Consider the following 25,321-nt stretch of genomic DNA (forward strand, 5'->3'; position numbering starts at 1 on the left):
GGGGGATTCTCGGGGGCGGTGCAGGAGGAGCGCTGCGGGACGCTCCTCCCCCGGCCCGTCGCGCGGGGGCGCTCCGGGCCGGGTGGAGAGGGGCTCAGCTCGCGAAGGTCCAGGTGAGCGGGAGCGAGGCGGACAGGCCCTGGTAGGCGTTGGTGGCCGACGAGTCGAGGGTCACGGCGATGGAGAAGGGGGTGGAGGTGCCGGGGGTGACCGGGGCGGTGTTGAGGGTCTTGACGGCCGAGCCGGCGAGGGTCGCGGCGGTGCCCGTGAAGACGGTGGTCCCGCCGGAGGTGATCACGACGTTGAGCTTGCCGCAGAAGTCGGTGGCGGAGCCGGAGGCGCCGGCCGCGACGTTGTTGCTCTGCGAGCAGGTGGCGCCGGGGGTCAGCGTGAAGGTGTTGGCGTTGACGGTGCCGGTGTTCTTCAGCGTGATCGCGGTGGTGACGGTCTGGCCGGGGACCATCGTGGTCGATCCGCCGAACTTGTTGATGGTCGCGCAGGTCGCGGTGTTGGTGCTGATCGAGCCGCCGTCGGTGCTGAGGCAGGTGATGGGGCTGGCGCCGGTCGACTTCTCCTCCATGACGAGCGAGCCGGAGGCGGCGGTGTTGCCGGTGTTGGAGATGCTCGCGACGAAGCCGGACAGGGTGCCGGACATCGAGACGGAGAGGAGAGCGGCGGCGGCGATGCTCGTCGCGATGGCGAGGGGAGCGAAGCGGACGCGCTTGGACTTGGCGGTGTGGGTCGACATGGCAGGACTCCTGATCGGGTGGGGCGGGCTGATGCTGAAGGGGGAGGGTCCGGCTGGTGTTCCGCCGAACTCGATTGACCGCTAAGTTACTTGATGGCAAAGATACATTGCAATCGTTCTTTCACCCCCTGTCCGGGTGACAGTCCGGGACCCCCGAGGGCGACCCGTACGATGACCCCAGCCCTACCCCGAGAAGGACGAATGACCACCGAGAGACCGACCCCGCGCGACGTCGACCAGGACGCGCCCGCCGTGCAGCTGCGGCAGTCGCTCCGCCTGCTCGAGAACGCGCAGCGGCACCTCCGCGCGAGCATCGCCGCGGGCGTGGGCGTGGGCATCTCGGAGCTCACCGCGCTCGAGGTCCTCGGCGAGTCGCCCGACCTCACGCCGAAGTGGCTGGGCCTCGAGCTCTCCCTCTCGACGGGCGCCGTGACCGCGCTCCTCGACCGGCTGGCGACCGCCGGCCACGTCGACCGGCTCGCCAACCCGCAGGACCGCCGCAGCGTCCTCCTGCGCCTCACCGCCTCCGGGGAGCAGCTGCTCGCGCAGGTGGACGAGCGCTACGACGAGGTCAGCGCGGAGGTGCTGAAGGCCTCCCCCGGGCTGAACGGCATGGCGGACGACCTGGCGCGTGCCGCCGCGGTCATCACCGCGCACACGATCCGCTGATCCGCGCCAGTCGCTAGGAGTCCAGCGCCCGGGTCAGGGTCCAGACGTTGCGCCCCTCCGAGCGCTCGTGCTCGAACGTGGTCGTCAGAGCCTGGATGAGAGCGAGCCCGCGGCCCGACTCCGCGAAGACGTCCGGCATCTCCCGCGGCCCCGTGCCGATGTCCGGCGGATCGGCCGTGTCGACCAGCTCCGCGTGGATCGCGTCTCCCTCGACGCGCACGACGAGGCGGCAGACGATCGTCGTCGTCGACGTCGCGTGCTGGATGACGTTGTCGACCAGCTCGACCAGCGCCGTCTCGACGGCCATGCGGTCGCGGGCCGGCAGGTCCGGCCGCTCGCCCCAGAGCCCGGCGAGCATCTCGTGGACGACCTCGCTGTCGTCCGGGGGCGTGCGGAACCCGACGCTGCGCTCAGTCACGGTACGCGTCGCCGGCCGTGTCGAAGAGGGTGAGCACCCGGTCCAGATTGGACAGCTGCAGCACCATCACGACCTGCTCGCTGGGCGCCGCGATCCGCAGGTCGCCGCCCGCCTGCCGCGCGGTCTTGAGAGCGCCGACCAGGGCGCCGAGGCCGGAGGAGTCCATGAACGTCACCGCGCTGAGCTCGACGACGATGCGGGGGCTGCCCTCGTCGATCGCCCGGCGGACGGCCGAGCGCAGCTCCGGAGCCGAGGCCGCGTTGAGCCGCCCCTCCCCCCGCAGCACGGCGATGTCGGGGGCGATCGTTTCGGTCGTGAACGTCATGCGGGGTCCTTCTCGGCGGAGCGGTCGGCGCCCGTGCGGGTCAGCACGAGGGCGGTGATGTCGTCGGACGCGGAGCCGGAGGCGGCGAGCGCCCTCAGCGCCTGCAGGAACTCGGCGGTGTCGGCGGAGTCGCGGGCGAGGTCGACCGCGCGCGCCAGGGACTGCAGGGTCCCGTCGTAGAGGTCGAGGACGCCGTCGGTGAAGGCCAGGAGCGAGTCGCCGACCGCGAGCTCCACGGTCTGGGTGATCCAGCCGCCGTCCTCCGCGATGCCCAGCGGGAGGCCCAGTGCCGCGAGCCGCTGGAACGAGCCGTCGGCGCGGAGGAGGACGGTGAGCCCGTGGCCCGCGTCGACGAAGTCGATCCGGCCGGACGCGGTGTCGAGGCGCCCGTGGAAGAGGGTCGCGAAGGTCTCGGTGGCCGTGAAGTCGTCGTGCAGCTGGGCGCTCACCGCGCTGACGACCGCGTCGGGGTCGCCGCCCAGGCGCGCCCGGAACGCGGAGCGGATCGACGCGGCCACGATCGCCGCTGCCGTCCCCTTGCCCATCACGTCCACGAGGGTCAGGTCGACCGTCTCGTCGTCGCCGCGCCAGCTGTAGAAGTCGCCGGTGATCGTCCACCGCGGCAGCGAGAGCCCCGAGAGCTCGTAGCCGGCGGGGTGGTGGAGGGAGGAGGGAGCCATCTGCGTCTGCATGTCGGCGGCGCGGTCGCGCTCCGCCGTGTCGCGCAGCTCCCGCTCGACCCACTCGCCGAACTCCTCGAGTAGCTGCCGCTCGTCCGGGGTGAGGCTCCGGGGCACGAAGTCGATGAGGCAGAGGGTGCCCAGCTGCAGGTCGCCCTCGACCGACAGCGGCCGCCCGGCGTAGAAGCGGACGTGCGGGTACCCCGCCACGTGCTCGTGCCCGGCCCACGCCTCGTCGGCACCGAGGTCCGGCACGACGAAGGTGGTGCGCTTCTCGAGCGTCGCGTCGCAGAAGGTGCCGGCGCGCGGGTAGGCGAGCACGGCGTCCGGACGCTGCGGGGACTTCGTGAACAGCGTGGTGTCGTCGAGGAAGTGGATCTCGGCCACGGGCACGCGGAACAGCTCCTCGGCCATCCGTGTGATCCGGTCGAAGCGCTCCTCCGGAGCCGACCCCATCATCTCGAGCGCCTCGAGCGCCACCAGCCGCGGATCCTGCTCGGCCTCGATCATCCGTGCCCCCTTCCCCCTGCGCGCCGCGCCGGGACTCCCCGGAGCGCACACGCACCTCCGACCGTATCGCCCCGCTTGACGGGTGGGGGACCTTCGGCGCCTCTGTACCCCTCACGGGGTACGGCTGTCGCAGATCGCGCGGTCGGGAGCGTCGGCGGTGGCCGATCCCGGCCGTCCTCGCCTCCGCCTCTTGCCGCCGGACGGAGCGGACCCCTACTCTTCACCCGACGCTCCCCCGGCGACCCGCGAGCACCCGAAGCCCGCAGGCTCGTGGGCGTCGCCTCAGGAGCGCCCGTGCCCACCCAGCCGCGTCCCCTCCGCCGATCGCGCGCGGAGACGAACCGACCCTCTCGATCCGACGCGCCCCGGCGCGGGAGCCCACTCGCTGCGGCGCTCCTGCTCGTGACCGTCCTGATCCTCCCGCTCGCCGCCGCGCCGACAGCGTCCGCCGTCGACTCGGCGGGCGACGAGTACGACGCGATGCGCCTCGCCCTCGTCGCCGATCTGACGGGCACGATCCCGGGAAGCGGGAGCGTCGGCGGCCTCGCCGCGGCGAAGGGCCGCCTCGTCGCCGAGGCCGAGGGCTACTGGTCGACGCTCGAGACCGACGGCGGCGAGCCCTGGCCCGATCTGGTCACGGGCACCTCGGCGGTGGAGGTGTGGACCGCCTACAAGCGGGTCACCGTCCTCGCGACCGCGCTGAAGACCCCCGGCACCGCCCTCAGCGGCGACCCGGCGCTCCTCCGCGACGTCGTCACGACCGCCGACTGGCTCTCGGCGAACCGCTACAACCGCTCCACCACCGGCACCTCCCGCTGGTGGGAGCAGCAGATCGGCATCCCGCTCGAGCTGAACAGCATCACCGCCCTCCTCTACCCCGACCTCTCGGCGGCGCAGGTGCAGGCCTACCTGTCGGCCTCGACGCGCTTCGCCGACACCGTCACCCGGACCGGCGCCAACCGCGTCTGGACGGCGGCGGTCATCGCCGGGCGGGCGGTGCTGCTGAAGCAGCCTGCGAAGATCGCGGAGGCGGCCGCCGGCATCGACCCGGCGCTGCGGACGGTGGCGTCCGGCGACGGCTTCCACGCCGACGGCTCCTTCGTGCAGCACAGCGTCTTCGCCTACAGCGGCGGGTACGGGCTCTCGATGCTCGACACCCTCGACGACCTGTACGCGCTACTCGACGGCTCCCGCTGGGAGATCACGAGCCCGGAGGGGCTCGGCGTGTACGACCGGCTCGCCTCCTCCTTCGCCCCCGTCACCTGGTGCGGCGCCGTGATGTCGACGGTCCGCGGCCGCGAGACCGCGCGGGCGGAGTCGGAGGACGGCGACGTCGGAGTCCAGCTGCAGGCGGCGGTGCTGCGCCTCGCCGACAGCGCCCCGCCCGCGGCCCGGACCCGGACGAACGCGCTGGCGAAGAGCTGGCTGGCCTGCAACGCCGGCAGCCCCGTGAGCATCGAGACGGCCGGATCCGTCAGCGACGTCGTGCGCGCGCGGCTCGTCCTCGCCGACACGGGCCTGACCGCGACCCCGATCGGCTCGGGCGTCCGGGCCTTCGCCGGCATGGACCGCTTCACGCGGACCACGGCGACCTCGGGCTTCGCCGTCGGCCTGTCGAGCACACGGATCGCCCGCTACGAGTCGCTCAACGGCGAGAACCGCAGCGGCTGGTACACCGGCGACGGCGCGACCTCGCTCCACCTGGGCAGCGGGCGCCAGTACGACGACGGCTACTGGGCCACGGCGAACCCGTACCGGATGCCCGGCACCACCGAGGACACGATCGTCCGGAGCGCGGGCGAGGGCGCGTCGTCCCGCCCGACGACGACCTTCACCGGGAGCCTCGAGAGCCCGTCGCGGCGGACGGGGATCGCGGCGCTCGACTTCGACGCGGCGTCGGTGAGCCTGGTCGCGAAGAAGGCCTGGTTCACCTTCGACGACGAGATCCTCGCGCTCGGCTCCGGGATCACGGCGACCGACATGTCCGGGACCGGCTGGGACGGGGTGCGCCGGCGCGCGGAGACGGTGATCGACGACCGCCGCGACGTCGCTCCCGACGCGAGGCTCCGCGTCGACGGCGTCCTCCGCGGTGCGGAGGCGACCGCCACGAGCACCGCCCGCTGGGCCTCGATCACCGGCTCCGCGGAGTCGGTGGGCTACGTCTTCCCGACGCCGATCGCCCTGACCGCGCAGGGGCGGACCCGCACCGGAGCCTGGAGCGCCGTGAGCGCCGCCGGTCCGACGGCGCCGGTGACCGGCCACTACTACTCCCTCACGACGAGCCACGGCACGAACCCGACCGGCGCCTCGTACGCGTACACGGTCCTCCCCGGCGCCTCCGAGGCGGCGACCGCCGCGTACGCGGCGGACCCGGACGTGACCGTGCTCAGCAACACACCCCAGCTGAGCGCCGCCCGCGACCGCTCGACCGGCACCGTGAGCGCCGTGTCGTGGAAGGCCGGGACCACGAGCCCCGTCCTCGTCGGAGGCGCCCGGGTCGCGAGCATCACCGGCGCCGGACTGGTCTCGATCCGGGAGGACGCGGACACGGTGACCGTCTCGACCGTCGACCCGACGCAGGTCTCGACGAGCGCGCTCACCGTGACGCTCGCGCGGCCGACCGCGGGCACGGTGTCCTCGAGCGCCGCCCTGAGCGTGACGAGCAGGACGAGCACCGCGACGACGATCACGTTCCGGCCGAACGGGCTGAAGGGAGCGACGGCGTCCATCGTGCTCGCGAAGAGGGCCGCCACTCCGGTGCCGACGGCCACGCCCACGCCGACCGCCACCGCCGCGCCGACCTCGACCTCCACGCCGACCGCCACCGCGACTCCGCTCGCCGCCGTCGGGGCCGGCACCCACCAGAACGGCTCGCCGGCCGTCGCCGTCACGGGCACCTGGTCCACGACCTCCTCCTCCGCGGACAGCGGCGGAGGCGTCTCCTTCTCGTCGACAGGGGGCGCCTCCGCCACCCTCCGCTTCACCGGCACCGGAGTCTCGTGGGTGAGCCGCCGGTCCAGCACGTCCGGGATCGACGAGGTCCGCCTCGACGGCGTCCTCGTGGCCTCGGTCGACCGCTACAGCGCCACCACCCGCTCCGCCCAGACCGTCTGGACCAGCGGGACCCTGCCCGCCGGCACCCACACCGTCACGATCACCCGCGGCAGCACGCGGAACCCCGCAGCGACCGGGGGCAACCTGATCCACGACGCCTTCGTCGTGAGGGGCTGACCGCCCGGCTACCACCGGCCGCGGTGCCTGGCCAGGCCCTCGCCCGGCGGCGGGCGGGCCCGTAGCGTCGCCCGGACCGATCGACCCGCCGGGGTCACGACGAGAGGACGCGCCATGAGCAGCACGAGCGACATGATCCGGAGCCACCCCGAGGAGCTGCGCGGCGTCGATCCGGAGGTCCTGGCCGAGTGCATCGACGCGTGCGGCGCCTGCGCGCTCACCTGCACCGCCTGCGCCGACGCGTGCCTCGGCGAGGAGTCGGTCGCCGAGCTGGTCCACTGCATCCGCACCGACCTCGCCTGCGCCGACGTGTGCGCCGCGACCGGCGCCGTGCTCTCGCGCCGCGGCGTCGTCGGATCCGCGGCCGTCCGCGCCCTCGTCGAGGCCTGCCTCCTGGCCTGCCGCGCCTGCGCCGACGACTGCGAGCAGCACGCCGGGATGCACGAGCACTGCCGGATCTGCGCCGAGGCCTGCCGCCGCTGCGAGCAGGCGTGCGAGAGGCTGCTCGCGCAGCTCTGAGCGCGGGCTCCACCGCGGGAAACCTCCCCCACCGGACTCGACGGGCGGCTGTCAACCGTCCTGCCCTGCGCGTCCGGCGCTCCTACGGTCGGTGGCGAGCACGGCGTCGTCGGGGCTCGGAGCGATCGCAGGCGGTCCTTCCGTTGCCGACGATCCGCAGACGCTCGAGATGGAGGACGACCGTGGCCCAGACCAGCACCGAGCACGACCGCACCGCGCCCGACCCCGACGACTCCCGCAAGCCCGACGGACCGACGGACGTCACCAAGCGCTCGTGGGGCTACGTCCTCAAGAAGACGCTCCGCGAGTTCGGCGCCGACCAGTGCACGGACATCGCGGCGGGGCTGACCTACTACGCCGTCCTCGCGCTGTTCCCCGGGCTGCTCGCGATCGTCTCGATCCTCGGCCTCTTCGGCCAGGCCGAGACCACGACCGACACCGTGCTCGAGATCGCCGGCGGGTTCGTCTCGGCCGACGTCCTCGACACGGTCCGCGGCCCGATCCAGGAGCTCACCTCCAGCCCCGCCGCCGGCCTGGCGTTCGTCACCGGTGTCCTCGGCGCCCTCTGGTCCGCCTCCGGATACGTCGGCGCCTTCGGGCGCGGCATGAACCGCGTCTACGAGATCGACGAGGGCCGCCCGATCTGGAAGCTGCGCCCCACGATGCTCGCCGTCACCCTCGTGACGGTCCTCCTGCTCGTCATCGCCGGACTGATCCTCGTGCTCAGCGGTTCGATCGCGCAGACCATCGGCGACGCGATCGGCCTCGGCGAGGTCGCCCTGACCGTGTGGAGAATCGCCAAGTGGCCGGTGCTGATCGCGATCATGGTCGTCATCGTCGCGGTCCTCTACCACTGGTCGCCGAACGTGCGGCAGCCGAAGTTCCGCTGGACCAGCATGGGCTCGATCCTCGCCCTCGTCGTCTGGGCGCTGGCCTCGGCCGGCTTCGCGTTCTACGTCGCCAACTTCAGCAACTACAACAAGACCTACGGCGCGCTCGGCGGCGTGATCGTCTTCCTCCTCTGGCTCTGGATCACGAACCTCGCCCTGCTCTTCGGGGCCGAGTTCGACGCCGAGCTCGAGCGCGGCCGCCAGCTGCAGGCGGGCATCGAAGCCGAGGAGCACATCCAGCTGCCGCCCCGCGACACCCGGCAGAGCGAGAAGAAGGCGGAGAAGCACGCCGAGGACGTCGCCGACGGCCGCGAGCTCCGCGAGAGCGCCGGGCGCCCCGAGCGGTGATCCCGATCGGGCGGGACCTCCCGGCCCATTAGGGGCACCGCCTTCCCAGGGCAACCCTCTTGAGGCCCCGCGGGCGGCGCGCGGAGGCTGGACGCATGCGGAAACTGCACTACTCCAGCGGCCACCTCCTCGTCGGCGACCTGACCTGCAAGGCGGTCCTCCGATACGCCCGGGCCCTCGCGGACGTCAACAAGTCGGACGTCGTCTCGGTGCCTGTCCTGACCGAGGGCGGCGGCCGCGCCTACGCCCACCTGCTGATCGGGCCGGCGAGCCAGCTCTGGTCGCTGCCGATCGACAGCAGCGAGGTGGAGGAGCCGGACGACGCGGAGGTCATCGCCCACATCGAGCTCGAGACGCGCCGCATGCAGCCGGCCCGTCCCTCGTGGAGCGAGGAGATGACGGACATCCCGCCGCTGGACTTCCTCGAGTACACGGACATCGCCGACCTCGAGGACGCCCGGCGCGACCCGATGGACTAGGCCGCCGCCGGCTCCTCGGTGGAGCGGGAGTCGCTGAGGGACAGCGAGCCGATCGTCGCGATCACGCCGACGAGGACCGCCACGACCAGGAAAGCGACCCGCTCACCCGCGAAGAAGCTCCGGACGAGGTCCGCGCTCCACGCGCCCGCCGGGAGGGTGGTCGCCACCAGTGCGGCGATCAGCGTGCCGACGACGGCCGTGCCGATGCTGGTGCCGATCTCCTGGGCCGTGTCGTTGAGCGCCGCACCGATCGAGGTGCGGTTCGCGGGCATCGCCTCGACGAGGGCGACGGCGCAGATGGTCATGATCGTCCGCAGGCCCACCGTCATCACGACCATCATCACGGCGATCGCGAGGTAGCCCCGGTCCACCGCCCAGGACATCCCGAGCAGCGCGCCGACCAGGAGCCCGGTGCCGATCAGGCAGGCCGCGCGGTGCCCCAGCTTCGCGGCGAGGCGCTCGGTGACCGGAGTGGCGGCGAGCATCGTGACGATGACGGGCAGGTTCGCGAGGCCGGCGCGCACCGGGCTCCAGCCGTAGGCGTACTGGAAGTGCAGGATCAGGCCGAACAGGACGCTCGCGAAGGCGACCGAGGCGCCGAGCTGCGTGAGCGCCGCTCCCCGCGCGGGGCCGGCGCGGAAGATCGCGAGGTCGATCATGGGCGAGACGGCGCGGCGCTCGCGGACGACGAATCCCGCGACGGCGGCGACGGTGCCCGCGGCGCAGGCGATCGTGAGGAGCGACAGCCAGCCGTTCTCGACTCCGCTGGTGAGCGTGTAGCAGCCGAGCCCCACCGCGGCGACGGTGAGGGCGGTCCCCGGCAGGTCGAGCCGACCGGAGGTGAGGTCGGCGCGCCGGTCCGCGGGGACTCCGAGGCGCACGCCGATCCAGACCAGCAGCGCGATCGGGGCGTTGACGACGAGCAGCCACTGCCAGCTGACGGTGCTGAGGATCGAGCCGCCGAGGAGGGGGCCGAGGACCATGCCGGACATCCCGACGATCATCACGATCGTGATCGACCGCATGCGGAGCCTCTCGTCGTCGAAGAGCCGGAACACCAGCGACATCGTGACGGGCGCCATGGCGGCCGCGGCGCAGCCGAGCGCCGCGCGGAGGGCGATCAGCTGGCCGATGTCGGTGACGAGGACGACGGCGAGGCTGATCAGCCCGAACGCGGCGAGGCCGGTGAGGAGCACGCGGCGGCGGCCGAACCGGTCGGCGGCGGACCCGGCTGTCAGCAGCAGCCCGCCGAAGGTCAGGGAGTAGGCACCGGTCACCCACTGCAGTCCGGCGGTCGACCCGTCGAGTGAGCGTCCGATCGTCGGGAGGGCGATCGAGAGCAGCGTGTTGTCGACCATCTCGACGAAGAACGCGAGGCAGAGAGCGGCGAGCGGGAGTGCCGCGGAGCGGAGGGAGGTGTGAGCGCGGGACTCGGCGGAGGTGGTCGTCGGAGCGGACATCGAGGCGCCTTTCTATCGAACGCCGTTCGACTCTCGTACGGCGTTCGATAGTATGGAACGCCGTTCGGTAAGATGCAAGCCATGCCTGCAGATCGCCCGACGGAGACCGCTGCCGCGCCCTCCCCCGCCCGGGGCCGCCGCCGAGCGTCGCACTCGCTCGACACCGTGCTGGCCGAGGCGATCGCGATCCTCGACGAGTCCGGGGAGTCGGCCCTCACGTTCCGCGCGCTCGCGGCCCGACTCGGCGGCGGTGTGGCGAGCATCTACTGGTACGTCGGCAGCCGCGACGAGCTGCTGGAGCGGGCGACCGACGAGGTCATGGGTCGGGTCCTCGCAGACAGCGAGCCGCTCACCCACGGGCCGGACCCGATCGACAACGTCCGCGCCGTCGCACTGGCCCTCTTCGACGAGTGCGTCCGCCGACCCTGGTTCGGCCTCTACATGCTCCGCACGACCGGGGTGCAGCCCAACTCGATGGCGATGTACGAGCGCCTCGGGCAGCAGCTCATGGCTCTCGACCTGACGCCCCGGCAGCGGTTCCACGCCGTGTCGTCCATCGTCAGCTACGTCGTCGGAGTCGCGGCCGACCTGGCGCAGCCGCCGCCCCGCGAGTTCCTCGAGAGCGGGATGGAGAGAGGCGAGTTCCTCGAGCACCTGGCCGACCGCTGGCGCGCCCTCAATCCGGAGGAGTTCCCCTTCGGCCACCACGCGGCCGACGTCATGGCGACGCACGACGACCTCGACGTGTTCCGCTCCGGCCTCGACCTGCTGCTGGCCGGGCTCCGGCTGCAGGCGGGGCGGGGCTGAGGCCGGGTCAGCTCCCCGAGGTCCGCCGGATCGCGACCACGGTCACGTCGTCCGCCAGCAGCCCCTCGGCCGCCAGGCGGGTGACGCCGGCGACCGCGTCGGCAGGGCGGCGCGGACCGTGGCGGCGATCATCGCGGCGCCGACCCCCTTGCCCATGACGTCGGCGACGGTGACGGCGAGCCCGTCGGGCGTGCAGCGCCAGTCGAAGAAGTCGCCGCTCACCGTCCCGCTCTGCACGCAGGCGCCGGCGACGTCGTAGCCCGGGAGGTCCGGGACCGAGCGGGGCTCGAGCCGCCGCTGCACCCTCTCGCCGTCGGCGAGCTCCTGCCGCGAGCGGGCGGCGCCGGCGGTGAGCATCTGCGCGACCTGCTCGCCGCTGAGCGACGCCATGCTGAACGACACCACGACCAGCAGCACCAGCGTGATCAGCGTGGTGGTCGGGGTCCCGAACCAGGTCGCGAACAGCTCGCTGCGCAGCCCCGCGGCCAGGAACACGGCGAACCGGAGCGCGTAGTAGAGGGAGAGGGCGCCGGAGCTGAGCAGCAGCGGCCAGCGCGTGCGCGAGCGTCCGGCGCCGAGCAGCGCGACCTCGCGGGTCGACAGGCCGATGAGGAGCGCCATCGAGGCGAGGTAGAGCGGCCCTCCCGACCAGTCGTTGACGGCGGGCGAGTCGAGGCTGGACACGCCCGTCACCACCACGGTCGGAGCGACCACCAGCCACCACGGCGTCGGCCGGCCGCGGAGGGAGCGGCTCGCCGCCCAGACCGCGGCGGCGCCGGCCACGATGAGCCCGTTCCCGAGCGGATTCGCCCACACCTGGTCGGCCGTGCCGTCGCGGAGGTAGGCGAGCGAGCCGCCCATGAACTGCGCGAGCGCCGTGCACCACCAGAAGCTGAAGGACGAGCGCGTCGACCGGTAGGTGACCAGCGCGAACAGCAGGAAGAGGGTGAGGGCGGTGACCCCGAAGGCGACGCGGAGGGTCGTGGCATCGAGCAAGGCGGGTCCGTGGCCCTTCCAGGAGACCGAGCGGCGGAGCGGCGGACGGGCGCCGTGATCAAGGGGATCCTGTCACGGCGCGCGGGCCGCTCGGGGCGCGCCGTGGAGGCTGGCCCCGGGGATCCGCGGCAGTGCGGCCCGTCCGCCCACCCGACGGGGGGAGCGGGAGGGGAGCTCACCCGTTCGAGGAGAGACCACCGCCCTCGCGCTCGATACAGCATCGCGTGTACCGTTGCTCCCGTGCCCGCCTCCGCGACCCTCACCCACTCCGCTGCTCTCGCGCGCCTCGGATCCGCCCTGGCGGACGAGACCCGGTCACGGATCCTGCTCGCGCTGCGCGAGGCTCCGGCCGTCCCCTCCGACCTCGCGGACGCGCTCGGGGTGTCGCGGCAGGTGATGTCGAACCAGCTCGCGTGCCTCCGCGGATGCGGGCTGGTGGAGGCCGTGAAGGACGGCCGGTACACCTGGTACCGGCTGGCCGAGACCCGGATCGCCGGGGCGCTCGACCACCTGCTCCGCCTGGCCCTGGTCGTCGATCCGGACTGCTGCTCCGGCGACGACTGCCGCTGCGCATGACCGCCCTGCGCGCTCCGCTCCTCCCCGCCCGCCGCCGCGTGCTGCAGAGGCGGATCCGCTGGATCGTCGGCGCGACCATCGGCTACAACGTGGTGGAGGGGATCGTGGCCCTCGCCGCCGGGACGGTCGCCTCGTCCACCGCGCTCGTCGCCTTCGGCCTCGACTCCGTGGTGGAGGTGCTCTCCGCCGCGGCCGTCGCCTGGCAGTTCTCGGGCCGCGATCCGGAGGCGCGCGAGCGCACCGCGCTGCGGGTGATCGCCGTCTCGTTCCTCGGCCTGGCCGCGTTCGTCGCCGTCGACTCGGTCCGGGCGCTGCTCGGATTCTCGGAGGCCCAGCACTCCCCCGTCGGCATCGTGCTGGCCGCCGTCAGCCTGCTGGTGATGCCCGCGTTCTCCCTGCTCGAGCGCCAGACCGGCCGCGAGCTCGGCTCGGCCTCGGCCGTCGCGGACTCGAAGCAGACGCTCCTCTGCTCGTACCTCTCCGCCGCCGTCCTGGTGGGCCTGCTGCTGAACAGCACGCTGGGATGGACGTGGGCCGACCCCGTCGCCGGCCTCGTGATCGCCGCGGTCGCCGTCCGCGAGGGCCTGGAGGCCTGGCGCGGCGAGTCCTGCACGACGCCGATCTCCGCGCTGACGAGCGAGGACTCCGAGGCCTGCGGCTGCTGCTGACGGGGGCGGGACGACGCGGTGCACATCGGCGGTGGACGACCTCCGTCAGGACTTCGTCGCGAGGCCGGCGGCCGATCGGACCCGCTCCGGAGCTACCGACGGCCGGCCCGCGCCTCGACGACGTGCCGGCACCCGATCCCGCCGCGCTCCAGCTCCTCGCGCTCGCGGCGGAGCCCGACGCGGACCCGCCGCGCCTCGGCCAGCGGCAGCACCGCCTCCGGATCGACGGTCGCCAGCAGGAGCGCCGCCCGCGACCTCGCCGCCACCCGCACGTCCAGGCACGGCGTCTCCTCGGCGAGCCCGAGCAGCGCGGCCACCAGCAGCTCCAGCTCGACCGCAGTCGCGTGGAGCACCAGCACCCGCGAGGCCGGGCTCGACGGGCGGCGGACCAGGAGCGTCGCTCCGGTCATCGTCGCCGCCCTCCCCTGCCCGGGACCGGTCCGGGACGTCCGCCCCGCCTCGGCCCTCGGCGACCGCCCGCGCGACGTCGGCGTGCACGCATGGGGTTCCTTCTCTCGTCCTGCTGCGGCGCGAACCGCACCGCACCTCCATCACACGACGTGGGCACCCGGGCCGGGGAGAGGGTTGCCACGCGCGCGTCGGCGGGTCAGGAGGCGCCGGGGATGAGAGGGTTGCGCGATGTCCACTGCGAGCGTGCCGTCGCCGCGCGCCGGAGTCCGGACCCGGCGCTTCCGGCGCCTCGCCCGCACGGGCTTCGCCGTCAACGGACTGATCCACCTCCTGATCGGCGGCCTCGCCCTGCGCGTCGCGGTCAGCGACGAGACCTCGCGGGAGGCGGACGCGTCCGGAGCGATCGGGCGCATGGCCGACTCCCCCGTCGGGCTCGTGGTGGTCTGGGCTGCGCTGGTCGGGCTGGTCGCGCTCGGCCTCTGGCAGCTCTCCCTCGGCGGGCGCTCCTCCGCGCCGGGGCTCCCCGCCCGCCTGGGCCGCCGGATCGTCGAGTCGGGCAAGGGCTTCGCCTCGCTCACGCTCGCGGGCACCACGCTCGTCTTCGCCCTCGGCGGTTCGACGAGCTCCTCGGCCACGATCCGCCGCATCAACACCGAGCTGCTGACGAGCACCGTCGGTGTCGTGATCCTCGTGATCGTCGGCGGGATCGTGCTGGGCAGCGGGATCGGCTTCGTGGCGATCGGGATCCGGCGCGGCTTCCGCAAGCTCGTCCGCATCCCCGAGGGCCCGACGGGAACCGCCGTGCTGATCCTTGGCGCGACCGGCTACATCACGAAGGGGCTCGCTCTGGGCCTCGCCGGCGGGATCTTCGTGGTCGCGGCGCTGACCGGCGACGCCCGCCAGGCGACCGGGCTCGACGGGGCCATCCGCTTCCTCGACGTCCCTCCGTACGGCACGATCGCCCTGACCTTCGTCAGCGCGGGACTGGTCATGTACGGGCTGTTCCTCGTCGCCCGGGCGAAGCTCGCGAAGCTCTGAGCCGACGCGGCAGTCGTTCACAGTCGCCACTCATATCGCTGAGTATCGTTCGGAGAAACAGGAGGTCATCATGAACGGATCGTCATCGACCGGCGCGTTCGGCACCGGCACGCCCATCGAGAGCATCTGGCGCGCGATGGAGCAGGCCCGCTCCCGCATGGAGAAGCGCGTCGGCTCCCGGGTCGGCCGCGGGGACGTGCGCACCGCGGTGCTCGCGCTCCTCGCCGAGCAGCCCATGCACGGCTACCAGATCATCCGCGAGATCGAGGAGCGCAGCGGAGGCGACTGGAAGCCGAGCCCCGGCTCCGTCTACCCGACCCTCCAGCTCCTCGCGGACGAGGGCCTCATCACGGCCGACGAGCAGAACGGCCGCAAGACCTACACGCTGACCGACGCCGGCCGCGCGACGGTCGCCGAGCACGGCACCTCGACCCCGTGGAACGACTCCGACCACGTCGACTTCGGCGCCCTGCCCAAGGCGGGCCTCGAGCTCGCCCAGGCCGCGGCCCAGGTCGGACGCTCGGGCACCCCTGAGCAGATCCGCAAGGCCGTCGCCGAACTCGAGGACGTGCGCCGCCGCCTGTACGCGATCCTCGCGCAGGACTGACCCGGGTGGCCTCGGTCAGCCCGGGTCCTGCCGCCCCGGGCCACCGAGAGCGGGAGGACCGGCGGCGCTACCGCCGGATCCTCCGCTTCGCCGCGTGGCATCTCGCGGTCACCTGGTTCTTCGACCTGCTCCTGCCGCGGGTGGGGCTCACGCGCGTCGCGCTCCGCACCCGGCCCGGCCGGATGCGCCGCTTCGCCCGCAGCTTCCACGTGCTCGCGGTCGACCTCGGCGGCCTGATGATCAAGGTCGGCCAGTTCATGTCGTCGCGCCTGGACGTGCTGCCGCCCGAGATCACGCGCGAGCTGGAGGGGCTGCAGGACGAGGTCCCGCCCGTCCCGTTCCCGCGGATCCGGGCGCTGGCCGAGTCCGAGCTCGGGCTGCCGCTCGAGCGTGCCTACGCCGGAGTGGACGAGTCGCCCGTCGCCGCCGCCTCCCTCGGGCAAGCCCACCGCGCCCGGCTCTCCCCCGTCGACGCCGGGGACACCGGCTACTCCGCCGCCATCATGAAGGTGCAGCGGCCGGGGATCGACCAGATCGTCGAGGTCGACCTCGCGGCTCTGCGCCGCGTCGGCGGCTGGCTCAGCCACGTGCGCCTCGTCTCGGACCGCGTCGACGCCCCGGCCCTCGTCGAGGAGTTCGCGGTCACCAGCCTCGAGGAGATCGACTACCTGCAGGAGGCGGCCAACTCCGTCCGCTTCGCCGCCGACTTCGCGGGCGACGCCCGGGTGGCCGTCCCGGACGTGGTCTGGGAGCGCTCGACCCGCAAGGTCCTCACGCTCGAGGACGTCACCGCGATCAAGATCACCGACCACGCCGCGCTGCTGGCCGCCGGGATCGACCCGCGGGAGGTCGCTCCGGTCTTCGCGGCCGTGATGTTCGACCAGCTCTTCACCAACGGCTACTTCCACGCGGATCCTCACCCCGGCAACGTCTTCGTCACGCCGACCCCCGGGGGCGAGCTGCCCTGGCGCCTCACCTTCATCGACTTCGGGATGATGGGCGAGGTGCCGCCGAGCACCCGCGCGGGCCTGCGCCGGATGCTGATCGCCGCCGCCTCCCGCGACGGCAAGGGGCTCGTCGACGCGGCCCGAGCGGTCGGCGTCCTCCTCCCCTCGGCCGACTCCCGCGAGCTGGAGCGGGCGCTCACGCAGCTCTTCGCCCGCTTCGGCGGCATGGGCTTCGCCGAGCTGCGGGAGGTGGATCCGCGCGAGTTCCGCGACTTCGCCGTGCAGTTCGGCGACGTGGTGCGCGCACTGCCGTTCCAGCTCCCCGAGAACTTCCTGCTCGTCATCCGCGCGATGTCGCTGACCTCGGGCGTCTGCAGCGCGCTCGACCCGGCCTTCAACCTGTGGGACTCGGTCGAGCCCTACGCGCAGCAGCTGATCCGCGAGGAGCGCGGCTCCGTCGTGCAGGACGTCGGCAAGCAGGCCGTCGACACGCTCGGCCTGATCTGGCGCCTGCCGCGCCGGCTCGACGAGCTCGTCACGACCCTCGACGACGGCGAGCTCGCGGTCACCGTCCCCACGATCGAGCGCCGGCTGAACCGGCTCGAGGGCACCGTCCGCCGCGTGATCTCGGCCGTGCTGTTCGCGGGCCTGCTGATCGCGGGCGCCGTCGTGCGCCCGGACGACAGCGGCTTCGGCACGGTGCTGATGATCGCGTCGGCGCTGCCGCTGCTGCACGCCCTGCTGGCCCGCGGCCCGCGCGGCTGACGGCCGCCGTCAGGCCGCGGCGGCCGCGTCGCATCCGTCACCTCCTCCGCCCACCTCACCGGCGGCGCGGTCGACATCGGCTACACGGCCGCGGACAGCTGGCTCGCACAGCACGGCACCGACTACGGGCTCTGCCAGATCTACGCGAACGAGATCTGGCACTTCGAGCTCGCCACCCAGCCGGGCGGCGAGTGCCCGGAGCAGCTCCCCGACTCGAGCGCGACCTGAGCGGCTCTCCCGCGCTCCCGGGATCCGATGCGTCGCGAACGGTCGTCATCGGAGCCGCGTGGGAGCCGATCGCGACGCATCGGTCGCGCAGGCGGCCGGGCGACGGGCCTCGGCGGCCGGGCTCAGCGGCTGGTGAGCAGCTCGACGAACTCGTCGGCCATCGCGAGCTGGGCGCTCAGCGCCTCGCGGCGCTCGCGGGCCTGCGCGACGAAGGCGTCGAGCTGCGCGCGGACCTCGGCCGGCGCGTCGTCGCCCTCGGCCTCGAGGGTGTCGATCACGCGGAGCAGCGCGGCCATCTCCTCCAGCGAGAAGCCGAGCGGCTTCATGCGGCGGATGAGGATCAGGCGGTCGTAGTCGGTGGACGTGTAGAGGCGGAAGCCGCCCTCGGTGCGGCCGGACGCCTTCACGAGGCCGATCTCGTCGTAGTGGCGCAGGGTCCGGAGCGAGAGGCCGGTCCGCTCGGCGAGCTCGCCGATGTGCATGGTGCCGATCCTGCTCACCCCTTCAGATCTACCCTTACGTGAGGGTAGGGTTGCCCGTGCTGCTGACACGCCTCTGCAAGCTTGGCATCCCCGCCCGCTTCCGCCGACCCGATGCCGCAGCCCTCCGCGCTCCTCGTCGAGCACCCCTCCCACTCCCTGGAGCCGCCGCGATGGCCCTCGCCTCGAAGACCCCTGCCCGCCCGCACGCCGAGCCCACCGTGATGACGGCGCTGCGCACCCCCCGCATCCTGACCCGCGAGGTCCTCGCCGGCCTCGTGGTCGCGCTCGCGCTCATCCCCGAGGCGATCTCGTTCTCGATCATCGCGGGCGTGGATCCGCGGGTCGGCCTCTTCTCGTCGTTCGTGATGGCCGTGTCGATCGCGTTCCTCGGCGGACGCCCCGCGATGATCACCGCCGCCACCGGCGCCGTCGCCCTCGTGATCGCCCCCGTCGCCCGCGACTACGGGATGGACTACTTCATCGCGACGGTGATCCTCGCGGGCGTGCTCCAGATCGTGCTCGGGCTGCTCGGAGTGGCGAAGCTCATGCGCTTCATCCCCCGCAGCGTGATGGTCGGATTCGTGAACGCGCTGGCGATCCTCATCTTCTCGGCGCAGATCCCCAACCTGATCGGCGTGCCCTGGCTGGTCTACCCGCTGGTCGCCGTCGGCATCGTGATCATGGTCATGATGCCGCGCCTGACGAAGGCCGTTCCGGCGCCCCTCGTCGCCATCGTCCTGATCACCGCGGCGGTCGTCGTCACGGCGGTCGCCGTCCCCACCGTGGGCGATCAGGGCGAGCTGCCCCGCAGCCTCCCCGAGCTGTTCCTGCCGAACGTACCGCTGACCTGGGAGACCTTCACGACCATCGCGCCGTACGCCGTCGCGATGGCGCTCGTCGGACTCCTCGAGTCGCTGATGACCGCGAAGCTCGTCGACGACATCACCGACACCCCCTCCCGCAAGACCCGCGAGTCGCTCGGGCAGGGCGCCGCGAACGTGCTCTCCGGCCTGTTCGGCGGCATGGGCGGCTGCGCGATGATCGGCCAGACGATGATCAACGTGAAGGCGTCCGGCGCCCGCACCCGCATCTCGACCTTCCTCGCCGGCGTGTTCCTCCTGATCCTCGTCGTCGCGCTCGGCGACCTCGTCGCGATCATCCCGATGGCCGCGCTGGTCGCGGTGATGGTGATGGTCTCGGTGGCGACCTTCGACTGGCACAGCATCCGCCCGTCGACCCTGAAGCGGATGCCCGTGGGCGAGACGGTCGTCATGATCGCCACGGTCGTCGTGGTCGTCCTCACCCACAACCTGGCGATCGGAGTCGTCATCGGCGTCCTGGCCGCCATGGTCGTCTTCGCCCGCCGGGTCGCCCACTTCGCCACCGTCGAGCGCACCCTCTCGGCCGACGGATCGACGGCCCACTACACGGTCACCGGCGAGCTGTTCTTCGCCTCCAGCAACGACCTCACCACGCAGTTCTCCTACGCGGAGGACCCTGCGCACGTCGTGATCGACCTCTCCGGCTCCCACATCTGGGACGCCTCGACCGTCGCCGCGCTGGACGCCGTCACCACCAAGTACGAGCGCCACGGCACCCGCGCCGTGATCGCGGGCATGAACGACGCCTCCACCCGGATGCACGGCCGCCTCGCCGGGAACCTCGGCGCGGGGCACTGAGGGCGGGGCTGCGGGACCGCACGCGCAGCCCCTCAGAGCGGCGCGAGCACCAGCGACCAGAGCCAGCGCCCGCCGACGACCCGGTGCACGACGACGAACAGGGCGGTGATCGCGAGTCCGACCGGCAGCAGCACAGCGCCGGCCGCGAGGCGGTCGGCGGGCACGGCGAGCAGCAGGCCGAGCGGCACCGACGCGCAGGCTGCGACCAGCGCCGCGACGAGAGCGGCGCGGCGGTCCCGGGTCGGCTGCGGCACGACGCCGATCCGGCGCCGGACCAGCCGGTGGGCGAGGGCCCACGCGGCCGTGGTCCCGAGGGCGGTGCCGCCCGCGATCGCCGGCACGACGAGTTCGGCAGGCAGGAGGAGCCCGCCGACGAGCGCCCCCACCGCGACGCCGACGGCCGAGACGACCTGGGTCGCCAGCGAGTCGCGGGCCCGACCCAGCGCGAACATCGCCCGGTTGAGGACGTAGGTCTGGCTGAAGCCGACCAGGCTCAGGGCGAGCAGCTGCAGGACTCCGCCGATCACCGGTGTGCCGAAGACGAGCTGCGTGAGCAGTGGCGCCGCCGCGACGAACAGGAGCGTCGCGAGCAGAGTGACGGCGAGCACCGCGTCCTCGGTCCGTCGGAGGTTCACCGCCGCGGCCGCCCGATCGCCGCGGTGCAGGTCCCGGCTGAGCGGCGTGAACATCGCCGTGGCGACGGAGACGACCAGGATGCCGTGCGGCAGCAGGAGCAGCAGCTGCGCGCTCGAGAAGGAGTTGAGGCTCGGCCCGTCGACGCCGGCGCGGTTCATGGCCTGGCCGGCCGCCGTCGCCGCGTTCGAGACGACGATGTACGACACCTCTGCGACGAGGGCGCCGAGGAACACCCAGACCGCGTCCCGCGACACTCCGCCGAGCCCGGCGACGCCGAAGCGCGGCCGCAGGCGGACGCCGACGGACCGCGAGAACGCGACCGCGATCACCCCCTGCACCACGATCGCCGCAGTGGCAGTGCCGCACAGGAGCGCCACCATCTCCGGCGTCCACTCGTCGGCGGGTGTCGACGCCGCCTCGGGGTGGACCAGGAGGAACACCGCGATCCCGAGCACCGAGATCACGTTCGCGCAGGCGGGCGCCCACGCGCCCGGCCCGTACTTCTCGGCGGAGTTGAGCAGCTGCGAGAAGACGGCGAAGACGATGTAGAAGAAGATCTGCGGCAGGCACCAGTAGGCCATCTGGGTGGCGAGCAGAGCCCAGTCGGCCGACCAACCCCCGGCGTAGAGCCCGACGATCAGCGGCGCCGCGAGCGTGCAGGCGGCCGTGAGGAGCGCCGCTCCGCCGAGGCAGACGGTGAGCAGCCGCTCGAGGGTCCGCACGCCCTCCGGCCCGTCGGCCCGCGCCCGGACCATCTGCGGCACGAGCACCGCACCGAGCACCCCGCCCGCGATGAGCCCGTACAGGTAGGTGGGCGCGGAGTTCGCGACCTCGAACACCTGCCCGCCGACCGACGCGCTCGTGCCGCCGACCGCCACGACCAGGAGCGCCAGCCGGACGAACCCGAGGATCCGCGAGACGAACGACGCGACCACCATCCCCCCGGTCGCGCTGCGCATCCGGGCAGCATAGGCGGTGCGACCCGGGTCGCCACCGACCGCGGCGCCCGCCGGGGTCGATGCGTCACGAACGGTCGTCACGGGCGCGGGAGAGGGGCCGATCGTGACGCATCGATCTCGGGGAGGGCGGGAGGCGGGAGGGCCCGCGGGCGGCGCTAGACGCGCACGGGTGCGACGGAGGCGCGGCGGATCAGCCGCGTCTCCAGCTCCATGCGGGTGGCCGAGGCTCCCGAGGCGAGCGGGGTCGCCGACCGGTGCGCCTGGTGCAGCATCCGGAAGGCGATGGCGCCCATCTCGCCGATGGGCTGCTGGATCGTGGTCATCGGCGGGGTCGCCCAGGCCGACTCCTCGACGTCGTCGAAGCCGATGACGCTGAGGTCTCGCGGGATGCGGAGGCCGGCGTCGTCGGCGGCCTCGTAGACGCCGAGCGCCATCACGTCGGAGCAGGCGAAGAAGGCGGTCGGCGCGTCCGGCTCGGCGAGCATCAGCCCGGCGGCCTCGCGGGCCAGCTCGCGGTCCCAGTCGCAGTAGGCGACGCGCGGATCCTCGACCCCGGCGGCGCGGAGCGCGGTGGTGAAGCCGTCGATCCGGGCGCTGCTGTAGAGCTGGGTGCGGGTGCCGCCGAGGACGCCGAAGCGGGTGTGGCCGGCGTCGAGGAGGTGCTCGGCGGCCATGCGGCCCCCGTCCCAGTTGGTCGCGCCGACGCTCGCGACGTCGGCCGGCGGCCGCGTGCTGGGGTCGACGACGACGACGGGCAGCTCGGCGGTGGTCAGCAGGTGCAGCTGCGCGGCCGAGACGTTGACCAGCACCACGATGGCGCCGAGCGAGGGGCGGCGGAGGAGGCGGCTGATCCAGGCGCCGTCGTCGCGGGCGCGGGTGAGCACCAGGTCGACCCCGGCGGCGGAGGCCTCGGCCTCGATCCCCTCGAGGACCGGTCCGATCCAGGTGCCGCCGATGTGGCCGACGACGACGTCGACGATCTGGGCGGAGTGCGGATCCTCGACCGGCGGGCGCAGGCGCGGGCGGCGGCGGTAGCCGAGCGCGTGCGCCGCCTCCATCACGCGCAGGCGGGTCGCCTCCGAGACGTCGGTGCCGCCGTTGAGCACCTTCGAGACGGTGGGGACGCTCGTCCCGGCGCGCTCGGCGATCAGCGCCATGGTCGGGCGGGTGGTCGCTCCGGAGACGTCGTCGTGGTCGGGCATGTGCTCACCGTAGCGGATACCGACTTTCGCAACTAGCCCTGCGCCAGGACGGCTTGCTCCGTCGGGAACCGCGGTGCATGATGGTCGGACGCCGGGGCTCCCGCACAGAAGTTGCGCAAGTCCTGTTCGATGACGAACCGCGGAGCGATCCGCCCGCACGTGAGGACGACGATGACCGACCACTCCCCGACCACTCCCGGCAAGACGGCCCTCGTCGTCCGAGGGGGCTGGGACGGCCACCAACCGGTCGAGGCGACCGAGCTGTTCCTGCCGTTCCTCCGCGACAACGGCTACGACGTGCGCGTCGAGGAGTCGACCGCCGTGTACGCCGACGAGGCGTACATGCGGACGGTCGACCTGATCGTGCAGTCGAACACGATGACCTCCATCCAGTGGGAGGAGTTCCTGGGCCTCCGCGCGGCGGTCGAGCGCGGCACAGGCCTCGCCGGCTGGCACGGCGGGATCGCCGACTCCTACCGCGACAACTCCGACTACCTGCAGCTGATCGGCGGCCAGTTCGCCTCGCACCCCGGCAAGCACCCGGACGAGCGCACCGGCGAGCAGTCGGACAACTACATGCCGCACACGATCGAGATGACGGCCCTCGCCGCCGACCACCCGATCACGCAGGGCATCACCGACTTCGAGCTGGTCACGGAGCAGTACTGGGTGCTGCACGACGACTACAACGACGTGCTCGCCACGACCACGCAGGCCGTCCGCCCGTGGGACCCGTGGAAGCGCCCCATCACCTCCCCCGCGATCTGGACCCGCCTCTGGGGCGAGGGCCGCATCTTCGTCTCGACGCCGGGCCACCGCGTCGAGATCCTCCAGGACGACAACGTCCGCACGATCATCGAGAGGGGAATGCTGTGGGCGTCCCGCTGAGAGTCGGCATCATCGGCGTCGGGAAGATCAGCGAGCAGTACCTCGCGAACCTCCCGACCTTCCCCGGCCTCCGCCTCGTCGCGGTCGCCGACCTGAACCAGGAGCGGGCGCAGCAGGTCGCCGACGAGCAGGGCGTCCGCGCCCTCACCGTCGACGCGCTGATCGACGACCCGGAGATCGACGCGGTGCTGAACCTCACGATCCCGGCGGCGCACGTCGAGATCGGCACCCGCGCCCTGAAGGCGGGCAAGCACGTCTTCGCCGAGAAGCCGCTCGGGCTGAACCCGGCCGAGGCCGCGCCGATGCTCGACCTCGCGGACGAGCTGGGCCTGCGCTTCGCGAGCGCCCCGGACACGGTGCTCGGGACCGGCGTGCAGACCGCGCGCCTCACCCTCGACTCCGGCGCGATCGGCACCCCGATCGCCGCGCAGGTGCACTGGGCCGCTCCCGGCCACGAGCGCTGGCACCCGGCGCCCGAGTTCTACTACCAGCCCGGCGGCGGCCCGCTGCTGGACATGGGCCCGTACTACCTGACGGCGCTCGTGCACTTCTTCGGGCCGGTCGTCCGCGTCACGGGCCTGGCCACCCGCTCCGACCGCCCGCGCACGATCGAGACCGGGCCGAAGGCGGGCACGCCGATCGAGGTGACGATCGACACGCACATCACCGCGCTGCTCGAGCACGCGAGCGGAGTCGCCACCACCGTCACCGTGAGCTTCGAGGTCTGGCGCAGCCGGGCCCCGAAGTTCGAGGTCTACGGCACCGAGGGCACCATCTCGGTCCCGGATCCGAACATGTTCTCGGACCCGGTCGAGGTCGCCGTCCGCGACGAGGACTGGCGGGTCGTCCCCGACTCCGCCGGCGTGATCGACACCGGTCGCGGAGTGGGACTGGCCGACCTCGCGGAGGCGATCTCGGAGGACCGCCCGCACCGCGCCTCCGGCCGCGTGGCCCTGCACGTGCTCGAGATCATGGACGCCGTGCTCCGCTCGAACGAGGAGAAGGCGGTCGTGACGATCGCGAGCACCGCCGAGAAGCCCGACGTGATGCCGCTGCGCACGGCGGGCTCGATCGGCGCCTGACAGCGCCGGGGGGCGACGACGGGAGGCGGGGGATCGCCGCCAGCGCGTCGCCCCCGTTCGGGGGTGACGGCGGGGCGCGACGCCGTAGACTCGGCGGATCGACGGTCCTCAGCCGTCGTCGCACGCGGAGGGGGATCGGCCGTGGCAGTCGGCTTCCGACGGAGCGGTGAGCTCCGCGCCCTCGCGCGCCCCCGGCTCCGGGCGGCCGGCGACCCGCTCTCCCCCGAGGACCACCGCTCCCGGCTGTCCGGCTGGCTCGGCATGCCCGGCGGGCCGGGTCTCGTGCGCCCCTCCGCCCTCGCTCCGGCGTGGGAGGCGCCCCTGCTCCGGCTCGTGCGCGCCGGGGCGCCGGCGGAGGACCTGCACGAGGCGACCACCGGCTCCCCCGAGTGCTCGCGCCTCGCGGCCGTCGTCGAGCTCGTCCGCGACGCCCTGCACTCCGCAGACGACGACCGCGCTCTGCGGCTCACCGGCTGGCTGGTGCGCATCCGCTACGACCCGTCGGCCGACTCCTTCCTCCGCCGCTACGGGATCGCGCTGACCGTCCGCCTGCCGCTGAGCGGCGGCCTCGACGTGGAGGTGCCGCTTGACGCCCCGGCGCTGCGCCTGCTCTACGCCGAGCTCGCAGCACCGATGGATCCGGCTGCAGCGGTCGTGGCGGTCGAGACCCTGGAGCCGTCGACCTCGCGGCGTCGACCCTCGCCTCCCTCTACTCCGCCCGCCGACGCTGGAGCGACGTGGCCGAGTTCTCGGCGCCCGTCGAGAACGTGGACGCCGCCTCCGCCGCGGTGCTCATCCGCCGCGGCGTCGCTCTTCGCGAGCTCGGCCTGATCGAGGGCGCCCTCGAGGCGTTCGACCGGGTGGTGCGCCCGACCGTCACCAGTGCGCGGCCCGTGGAGCTGCGGGCGGAGGCGCTGCTCGAGCGCGCGAGCACGCTCCTCTCGGACGGGCGCACGGCTCCTGCTCGGCGCGATCTGGAGCGCGTGCTCTCCCGCTACCCGGACAGCGCCGCGGCGCACGAGCTGCTGGCGGTCACCGGGCGCTGACGCGACGGAGGGGCGCACCCTCTGCAG

Annotated in this window: 26 protein-coding genes; 16 read left to right on the forward strand and 10 right to left on the reverse strand. The window is 73.2% G+C overall.

Features of this window, described 5'->3' with window-relative positions; genetic code table 11:
• Positions 1 to 94: 94 nt before the first annotated feature.
• Complete coding sequence (locus C5C95_RS12590) at positions 95 to 748, reverse strand: hypothetical protein (RefSeq protein WP_104224276.1); 654 nt, start codon at positions 746 to 748, stop codon at positions 95 to 97.
• Positions 749 to 949: 201 nt separating this feature from the next.
• Here C5C95_RS12590 and C5C95_RS12595 point away from each other — a divergent pair, with 201 nt between their 5' ends.
• On the forward strand, positions 950 to 1,417 hold the full coding sequence (locus C5C95_RS12595; protein WP_104224277.1) for a MarR family transcriptional regulator: 468 nt from the start codon (positions 950 to 952) through the stop codon (positions 1,415 to 1,417).
• Between the two features lie 13 nt (positions 1,418 to 1,430).
• Here the strand turns inward: C5C95_RS12595 and C5C95_RS12600 are convergent, their stop codons facing one another.
• Genes C5C95_RS12600 through C5C95_RS12610 form a run of 3 tightly spaced genes read right to left on the reverse strand, consistent with a single transcriptional unit; the run spans position 1,431 to position 3,350 of the window.
• Positions 1,431 to 1,835: an ATP-binding protein gene (locus C5C95_RS12600; RefSeq protein WP_104324558.1), complete on the reverse strand. Its 405-nt coding sequence runs from the start codon at positions 1,833 to 1,835 to the stop codon at positions 1,431 to 1,433.
• The gene (locus tag C5C95_RS12605) at positions 1,828 to 2,160 is read right to left on the reverse strand and encodes an STAS domain-containing protein (protein ID WP_104224279.1); all 333 of its coding nucleotides are present in this window, start codon (positions 2,158 to 2,160) and stop codon (positions 1,828 to 1,830) included. Before C5C95_RS12605 ends, C5C95_RS12600 begins: the two co-directional genes overlap by 8 nt.
• Positions 2,157 to 3,350 carry a PP2C family protein-serine/threonine phosphatase gene (locus C5C95_RS12610; RefSeq protein WP_104224280.1) on the reverse strand — a complete coding sequence of 398 codons (1,194 nt, stop codon included), beginning with the start codon at positions 3,348 to 3,350 and terminating at the stop codon, positions 2,157 to 2,159. Before C5C95_RS12610 ends, C5C95_RS12605 begins: the two co-directional genes overlap by 4 nt.
• Before the next feature lie 402 nt (positions 3,351 to 3,752).
• On the opposite strand from C5C95_RS12610, the gene C5C95_RS12615 reads away from it, so the two are divergent.
• From C5C95_RS12615 to C5C95_RS12630, 4 genes are all read left to right on the forward strand, one after another.
• Positions 3,753 to 6,581, forward strand: a complete 2,829-nt coding sequence (locus tag C5C95_RS12615) for a polysaccharide lyase 8 family protein (protein WP_104324559.1) — start codon at positions 3,753 to 3,755, stop codon at positions 6,579 to 6,581.
• Positions 6,582 to 6,695: 114 nt separating this feature from the next.
• Positions 6,696 to 7,100 carry a four-helix bundle copper-binding protein gene (locus tag C5C95_RS12620; RefSeq protein ID WP_104255963.1) on the forward strand — a complete coding sequence of 135 codons (405 nt, stop codon included), beginning with the start codon at positions 6,696 to 6,698 and terminating at the stop codon, positions 7,098 to 7,100.
• Positions 7,101 to 7,282: 182 nt separating this feature from the next.
• Positions 7,283 to 8,338: a YihY/virulence factor BrkB family protein gene (locus C5C95_RS12625; RefSeq protein ID WP_104324560.1), complete on the forward strand. Its 1,056-nt coding sequence runs from the start codon at positions 7,283 to 7,285 to the stop codon at positions 8,336 to 8,338.
• A gap of 95 nt (positions 8,339 to 8,433) precedes the next feature.
• The gene (locus C5C95_RS12630; RefSeq protein WP_104227132.1) at positions 8,434 to 8,817 is read left to right on the forward strand and encodes a hypothetical protein; all 384 of its coding nucleotides are present in this window, start codon (positions 8,434 to 8,436) and stop codon (positions 8,815 to 8,817) included.
• On the opposite strand, the gene C5C95_RS12635 is transcribed toward C5C95_RS12630, so the two are convergent.
• Entirely contained in the window at positions 8,814 to 10,277 is a 1,464-nt protein-coding gene (locus C5C95_RS12635; RefSeq protein ID WP_104255961.1) for an MFS transporter, read from the reverse strand. The genes C5C95_RS12630 and C5C95_RS12635 overlap by 4 nt on opposite strands.
• Positions 10,278 to 10,358: 81 nt before the next feature.
• Between C5C95_RS12635 and C5C95_RS12640 the strand changes: the two genes are divergently transcribed.
• A complete protein-coding gene (locus C5C95_RS12640) occupies positions 10,359 to 11,084 on the forward strand; it encodes a TetR/AcrR family transcriptional regulator (RefSeq protein ID WP_219814761.1) in 726 nt (241 codons plus the stop codon).
• A gap of 42 nt (positions 11,085 to 11,126) precedes the next feature.
• On the opposite strand, the gene C5C95_RS17865 is transcribed toward C5C95_RS12640, so the two are convergent.
• A complete protein-coding gene (locus tag C5C95_RS17865) occupies positions 11,127 to 12,080 on the reverse strand; it encodes a PP2C family protein-serine/threonine phosphatase (RefSeq protein ID WP_104324562.1) in 954 nt (317 codons plus the stop codon).
• 240 nt (positions 12,081 to 12,320) lie between these two features.
• Here C5C95_RS17865 and C5C95_RS12650 point away from each other — a divergent pair, with 240 nt between their 5' ends.
• Positions 12,321 to 12,656 (forward strand): helix-turn-helix transcriptional regulator, encoded by a 336-nt coding sequence (locus tag C5C95_RS12650; protein ID WP_104224288.1) that lies wholly within the window; start codon positions 12,321 to 12,323, stop codon positions 12,654 to 12,656.
• Positions 12,653 to 13,324: a cation diffusion facilitator family transporter gene (locus tag C5C95_RS12655; RefSeq protein ID WP_104324563.1), complete on the forward strand. Its 672-nt coding sequence runs from the start codon at positions 12,653 to 12,655 to the stop codon at positions 13,322 to 13,324. Before C5C95_RS12650 ends, C5C95_RS12655 begins: the two co-directional genes overlap by 4 nt.
• 92 nt (positions 13,325 to 13,416) lie before the next feature.
• Here C5C95_RS12655 and C5C95_RS12660 read toward each other — a convergent pair whose 3' ends face one another.
• Positions 13,417 to 13,734 (reverse strand): hypothetical protein, encoded by a 318-nt coding sequence (locus C5C95_RS12660; protein ID WP_104224290.1) that lies wholly within the window; start codon positions 13,732 to 13,734, stop codon positions 13,417 to 13,419.
• A gap of 229 nt (positions 13,735 to 13,963) precedes the next feature.
• Between C5C95_RS12660 and C5C95_RS12665 the strand changes: the two genes are divergently transcribed.
• The 3 genes from C5C95_RS12665 to C5C95_RS12675 all read left to right on the forward strand — a co-directional run bounded on the left by C5C95_RS12665 (position 13,964) and on the right by C5C95_RS12675 (position 17,092).
• Positions 13,964 to 14,773 (forward strand): DUF1206 domain-containing protein, encoded by an 810-nt coding sequence (locus C5C95_RS12665; protein ID WP_104250996.1) that lies wholly within the window; start codon positions 13,964 to 13,966, stop codon positions 14,771 to 14,773.
• A 70-nt stretch (positions 14,774 to 14,843) separates the two neighbouring features.
• Positions 14,844 to 15,380 (forward strand): PadR family transcriptional regulator, encoded by a 537-nt coding sequence (locus C5C95_RS12670; RefSeq protein WP_104224292.1) that lies wholly within the window; start codon positions 14,844 to 14,846, stop codon positions 15,378 to 15,380.
• A gap of 5 nt (positions 15,381 to 15,385) precedes the next feature.
• Positions 15,386 to 17,092: an AarF/ABC1/UbiB kinase family protein gene (locus tag C5C95_RS12675; RefSeq protein ID WP_104224293.1), complete on the forward strand. Its 1,707-nt coding sequence runs from the start codon at positions 15,386 to 15,388 to the stop codon at positions 17,090 to 17,092.
• 350 nt (positions 17,093 to 17,442) lie between these two features.
• Here the strand turns inward: C5C95_RS12675 and C5C95_RS12680 are convergent, their stop codons facing one another.
• Complete coding sequence (locus C5C95_RS12680) at positions 17,443 to 17,802, reverse strand: MerR family DNA-binding transcriptional regulator (RefSeq protein ID WP_104227142.1); 360 nt, start codon at positions 17,800 to 17,802, stop codon at positions 17,443 to 17,445.
• A 170-nt stretch (positions 17,803 to 17,972) separates the two neighbouring features.
• Between C5C95_RS12680 and C5C95_RS12685 the strand changes: the two genes are divergently transcribed.
• The gene (locus tag C5C95_RS12685; RefSeq protein ID WP_104324564.1) at positions 17,973 to 19,481 is read left to right on the forward strand and encodes a SulP family inorganic anion transporter; all 1,509 of its coding nucleotides are present in this window, start codon (positions 17,973 to 17,975) and stop codon (positions 19,479 to 19,481) included.
• 32 nt (positions 19,482 to 19,513) lie between these two features.
• On the opposite strand, the gene murJ is transcribed toward C5C95_RS12685, so the two are convergent.
• Positions 19,514 to 21,076, reverse strand: a complete 1,563-nt coding sequence (gene murJ / locus C5C95_RS12690; RefSeq protein ID WP_104324565.1) for a murein biosynthesis integral membrane protein MurJ — start codon at positions 21,074 to 21,076, stop codon at positions 19,514 to 19,516.
• A gap of 155 nt (positions 21,077 to 21,231) precedes the next feature.
• Entirely contained in the window at positions 21,232 to 22,278 is a 1,047-nt protein-coding gene (locus tag C5C95_RS12695) for a LacI family DNA-binding transcriptional regulator (RefSeq protein WP_104224297.1), read from the reverse strand.
• Between the two features lie 171 nt (positions 22,279 to 22,449).
• Here C5C95_RS12695 and C5C95_RS12700 point away from each other — a divergent pair, with 171 nt between their 5' ends.
• From C5C95_RS12700 to C5C95_RS12715, 4 genes are all read left to right on the forward strand, one after another.
• Positions 22,450 to 23,166, forward strand: coding sequence for a ThuA domain-containing protein (locus C5C95_RS12700; protein ID WP_104227162.1), 717 nt, complete (start codon positions 22,450 to 22,452; stop codon positions 23,164 to 23,166).
• Positions 23,151 to 24,248 (forward strand): Gfo/Idh/MocA family protein, encoded by a 1,098-nt coding sequence (locus C5C95_RS12705; protein ID WP_104224298.1) that lies wholly within the window; start codon positions 23,151 to 23,153, stop codon positions 24,246 to 24,248. The genes C5C95_RS12700 and C5C95_RS12705 overlap by 16 nt, the downstream gene beginning before the upstream one ends.
• 141 nt (positions 24,249 to 24,389) lie before the next feature.
• Positions 24,390 to 25,079 carry a hypothetical protein gene (locus C5C95_RS12710; protein WP_104324566.1) on the forward strand — a complete coding sequence of 230 codons (690 nt, stop codon included), beginning with the start codon at positions 24,390 to 24,392 and terminating at the stop codon, positions 25,077 to 25,079.
• Positions 24,986 to 25,294, forward strand: coding sequence for a tol-pal system YbgF family protein (locus tag C5C95_RS12715; RefSeq protein ID WP_104324567.1), 309 nt, complete (start codon positions 24,986 to 24,988; stop codon positions 25,292 to 25,294). Before C5C95_RS12710 ends, C5C95_RS12715 begins: the two co-directional genes overlap by 94 nt.
• The last annotated feature ends 27 nt before the right edge of the window (positions 25,295 to 25,321 follow it).

This window comes from Rathayibacter sp. AY1B7, assembly GCF_002932735.1.
Lineage (GTDB): Bacteria > Actinomycetota > Actinomycetes > Actinomycetales > Microbacteriaceae > Rathayibacter.

Excerpts from the sequence above, each read along its gene's own strand:
- C5C95_RS12590 (WP_104224276.1), bottom strand. The coding sequence starts at position 748 with ATGTCGACCCACACCGCCAAGTCCAAGCGCGTCCGCTTCGCTCCCCTC.
- C5C95_RS12595 (WP_104224277.1), top strand. The coding sequence starts at position 950 with ATGACCACCGAGAGACCGACCCCGCGCGACGTCGACCAGGACGCGCCC.
- C5C95_RS12605 (WP_104224279.1), bottom strand. The coding sequence starts at position 2,160 with ATGACGTTCACGACCGAAACGATCGCCCCCGACATCGCCGTGCTGCGG.
- C5C95_RS12610 (WP_104224280.1), bottom strand. The coding sequence starts at position 3,350 with ATGATCGAGGCCGAGCAGGATCCGCGGCTGGTGGCGCTCGAGGCGCTC.
- C5C95_RS12620 (WP_104255963.1), top strand. The coding sequence starts at position 6,696 with ATGAGCAGCACGAGCGACATGATCCGGAGCCACCCCGAGGAGCTGCGC.
- C5C95_RS12630 (WP_104227132.1), top strand. The coding sequence starts at position 8,434 with ATGCGGAAACTGCACTACTCCAGCGGCCACCTCCTCGTCGGCGACCTG.
- C5C95_RS12635 (WP_104255961.1), bottom strand. The coding sequence starts at position 10,277 with ATGTCCGCTCCGACGACCACCTCCGCCGAGTCCCGCGCTCACACCTCC.
- C5C95_RS12640 (WP_219814761.1), top strand. The coding sequence starts at position 10,359 with ATGCCTGCAGATCGCCCGACGGAGACCGCTGCCGCGCCCTCCCCCGCC.
- C5C95_RS12655 (WP_104324563.1), top strand. The coding sequence starts at position 12,653 with ATGACCGCCCTGCGCGCTCCGCTCCTCCCCGCCCGCCGCCGCGTGCTG.
- C5C95_RS12660 (WP_104224290.1), bottom strand. The coding sequence starts at position 13,734 with ATGACCGGAGCGACGCTCCTGGTCCGCCGCCCGTCGAGCCCGGCCTCG.
- C5C95_RS12665 (WP_104250996.1), top strand. The coding sequence starts at position 13,964 with ATGTCCACTGCGAGCGTGCCGTCGCCGCGCGCCGGAGTCCGGACCCGG.
- C5C95_RS12670 (WP_104224292.1), top strand. The coding sequence starts at position 14,844 with ATGAACGGATCGTCATCGACCGGCGCGTTCGGCACCGGCACGCCCATC.
- C5C95_RS12680 (WP_104227142.1), bottom strand. The coding sequence starts at position 17,802 with ATGCACATCGGCGAGCTCGCCGAGCGGACCGGCCTCTCGCTCCGGACC.
- C5C95_RS12685 (WP_104324564.1), top strand. The coding sequence starts at position 17,973 with ATGGCCCTCGCCTCGAAGACCCCTGCCCGCCCGCACGCCGAGCCCACC.
- murJ (WP_104324565.1), bottom strand. The coding sequence starts at position 21,076 with ATGCGCAGCGCGACCGGGGGGATGGTGGTCGCGTCGTTCGTCTCGCGG.
- C5C95_RS12695 (WP_104224297.1), bottom strand. The coding sequence starts at position 22,278 with ATGCCCGACCACGACGACGTCTCCGGAGCGACCACCCGCCCGACCATG.
- C5C95_RS12700 (WP_104227162.1), top strand. The coding sequence starts at position 22,450 with ATGACCGACCACTCCCCGACCACTCCCGGCAAGACGGCCCTCGTCGTC.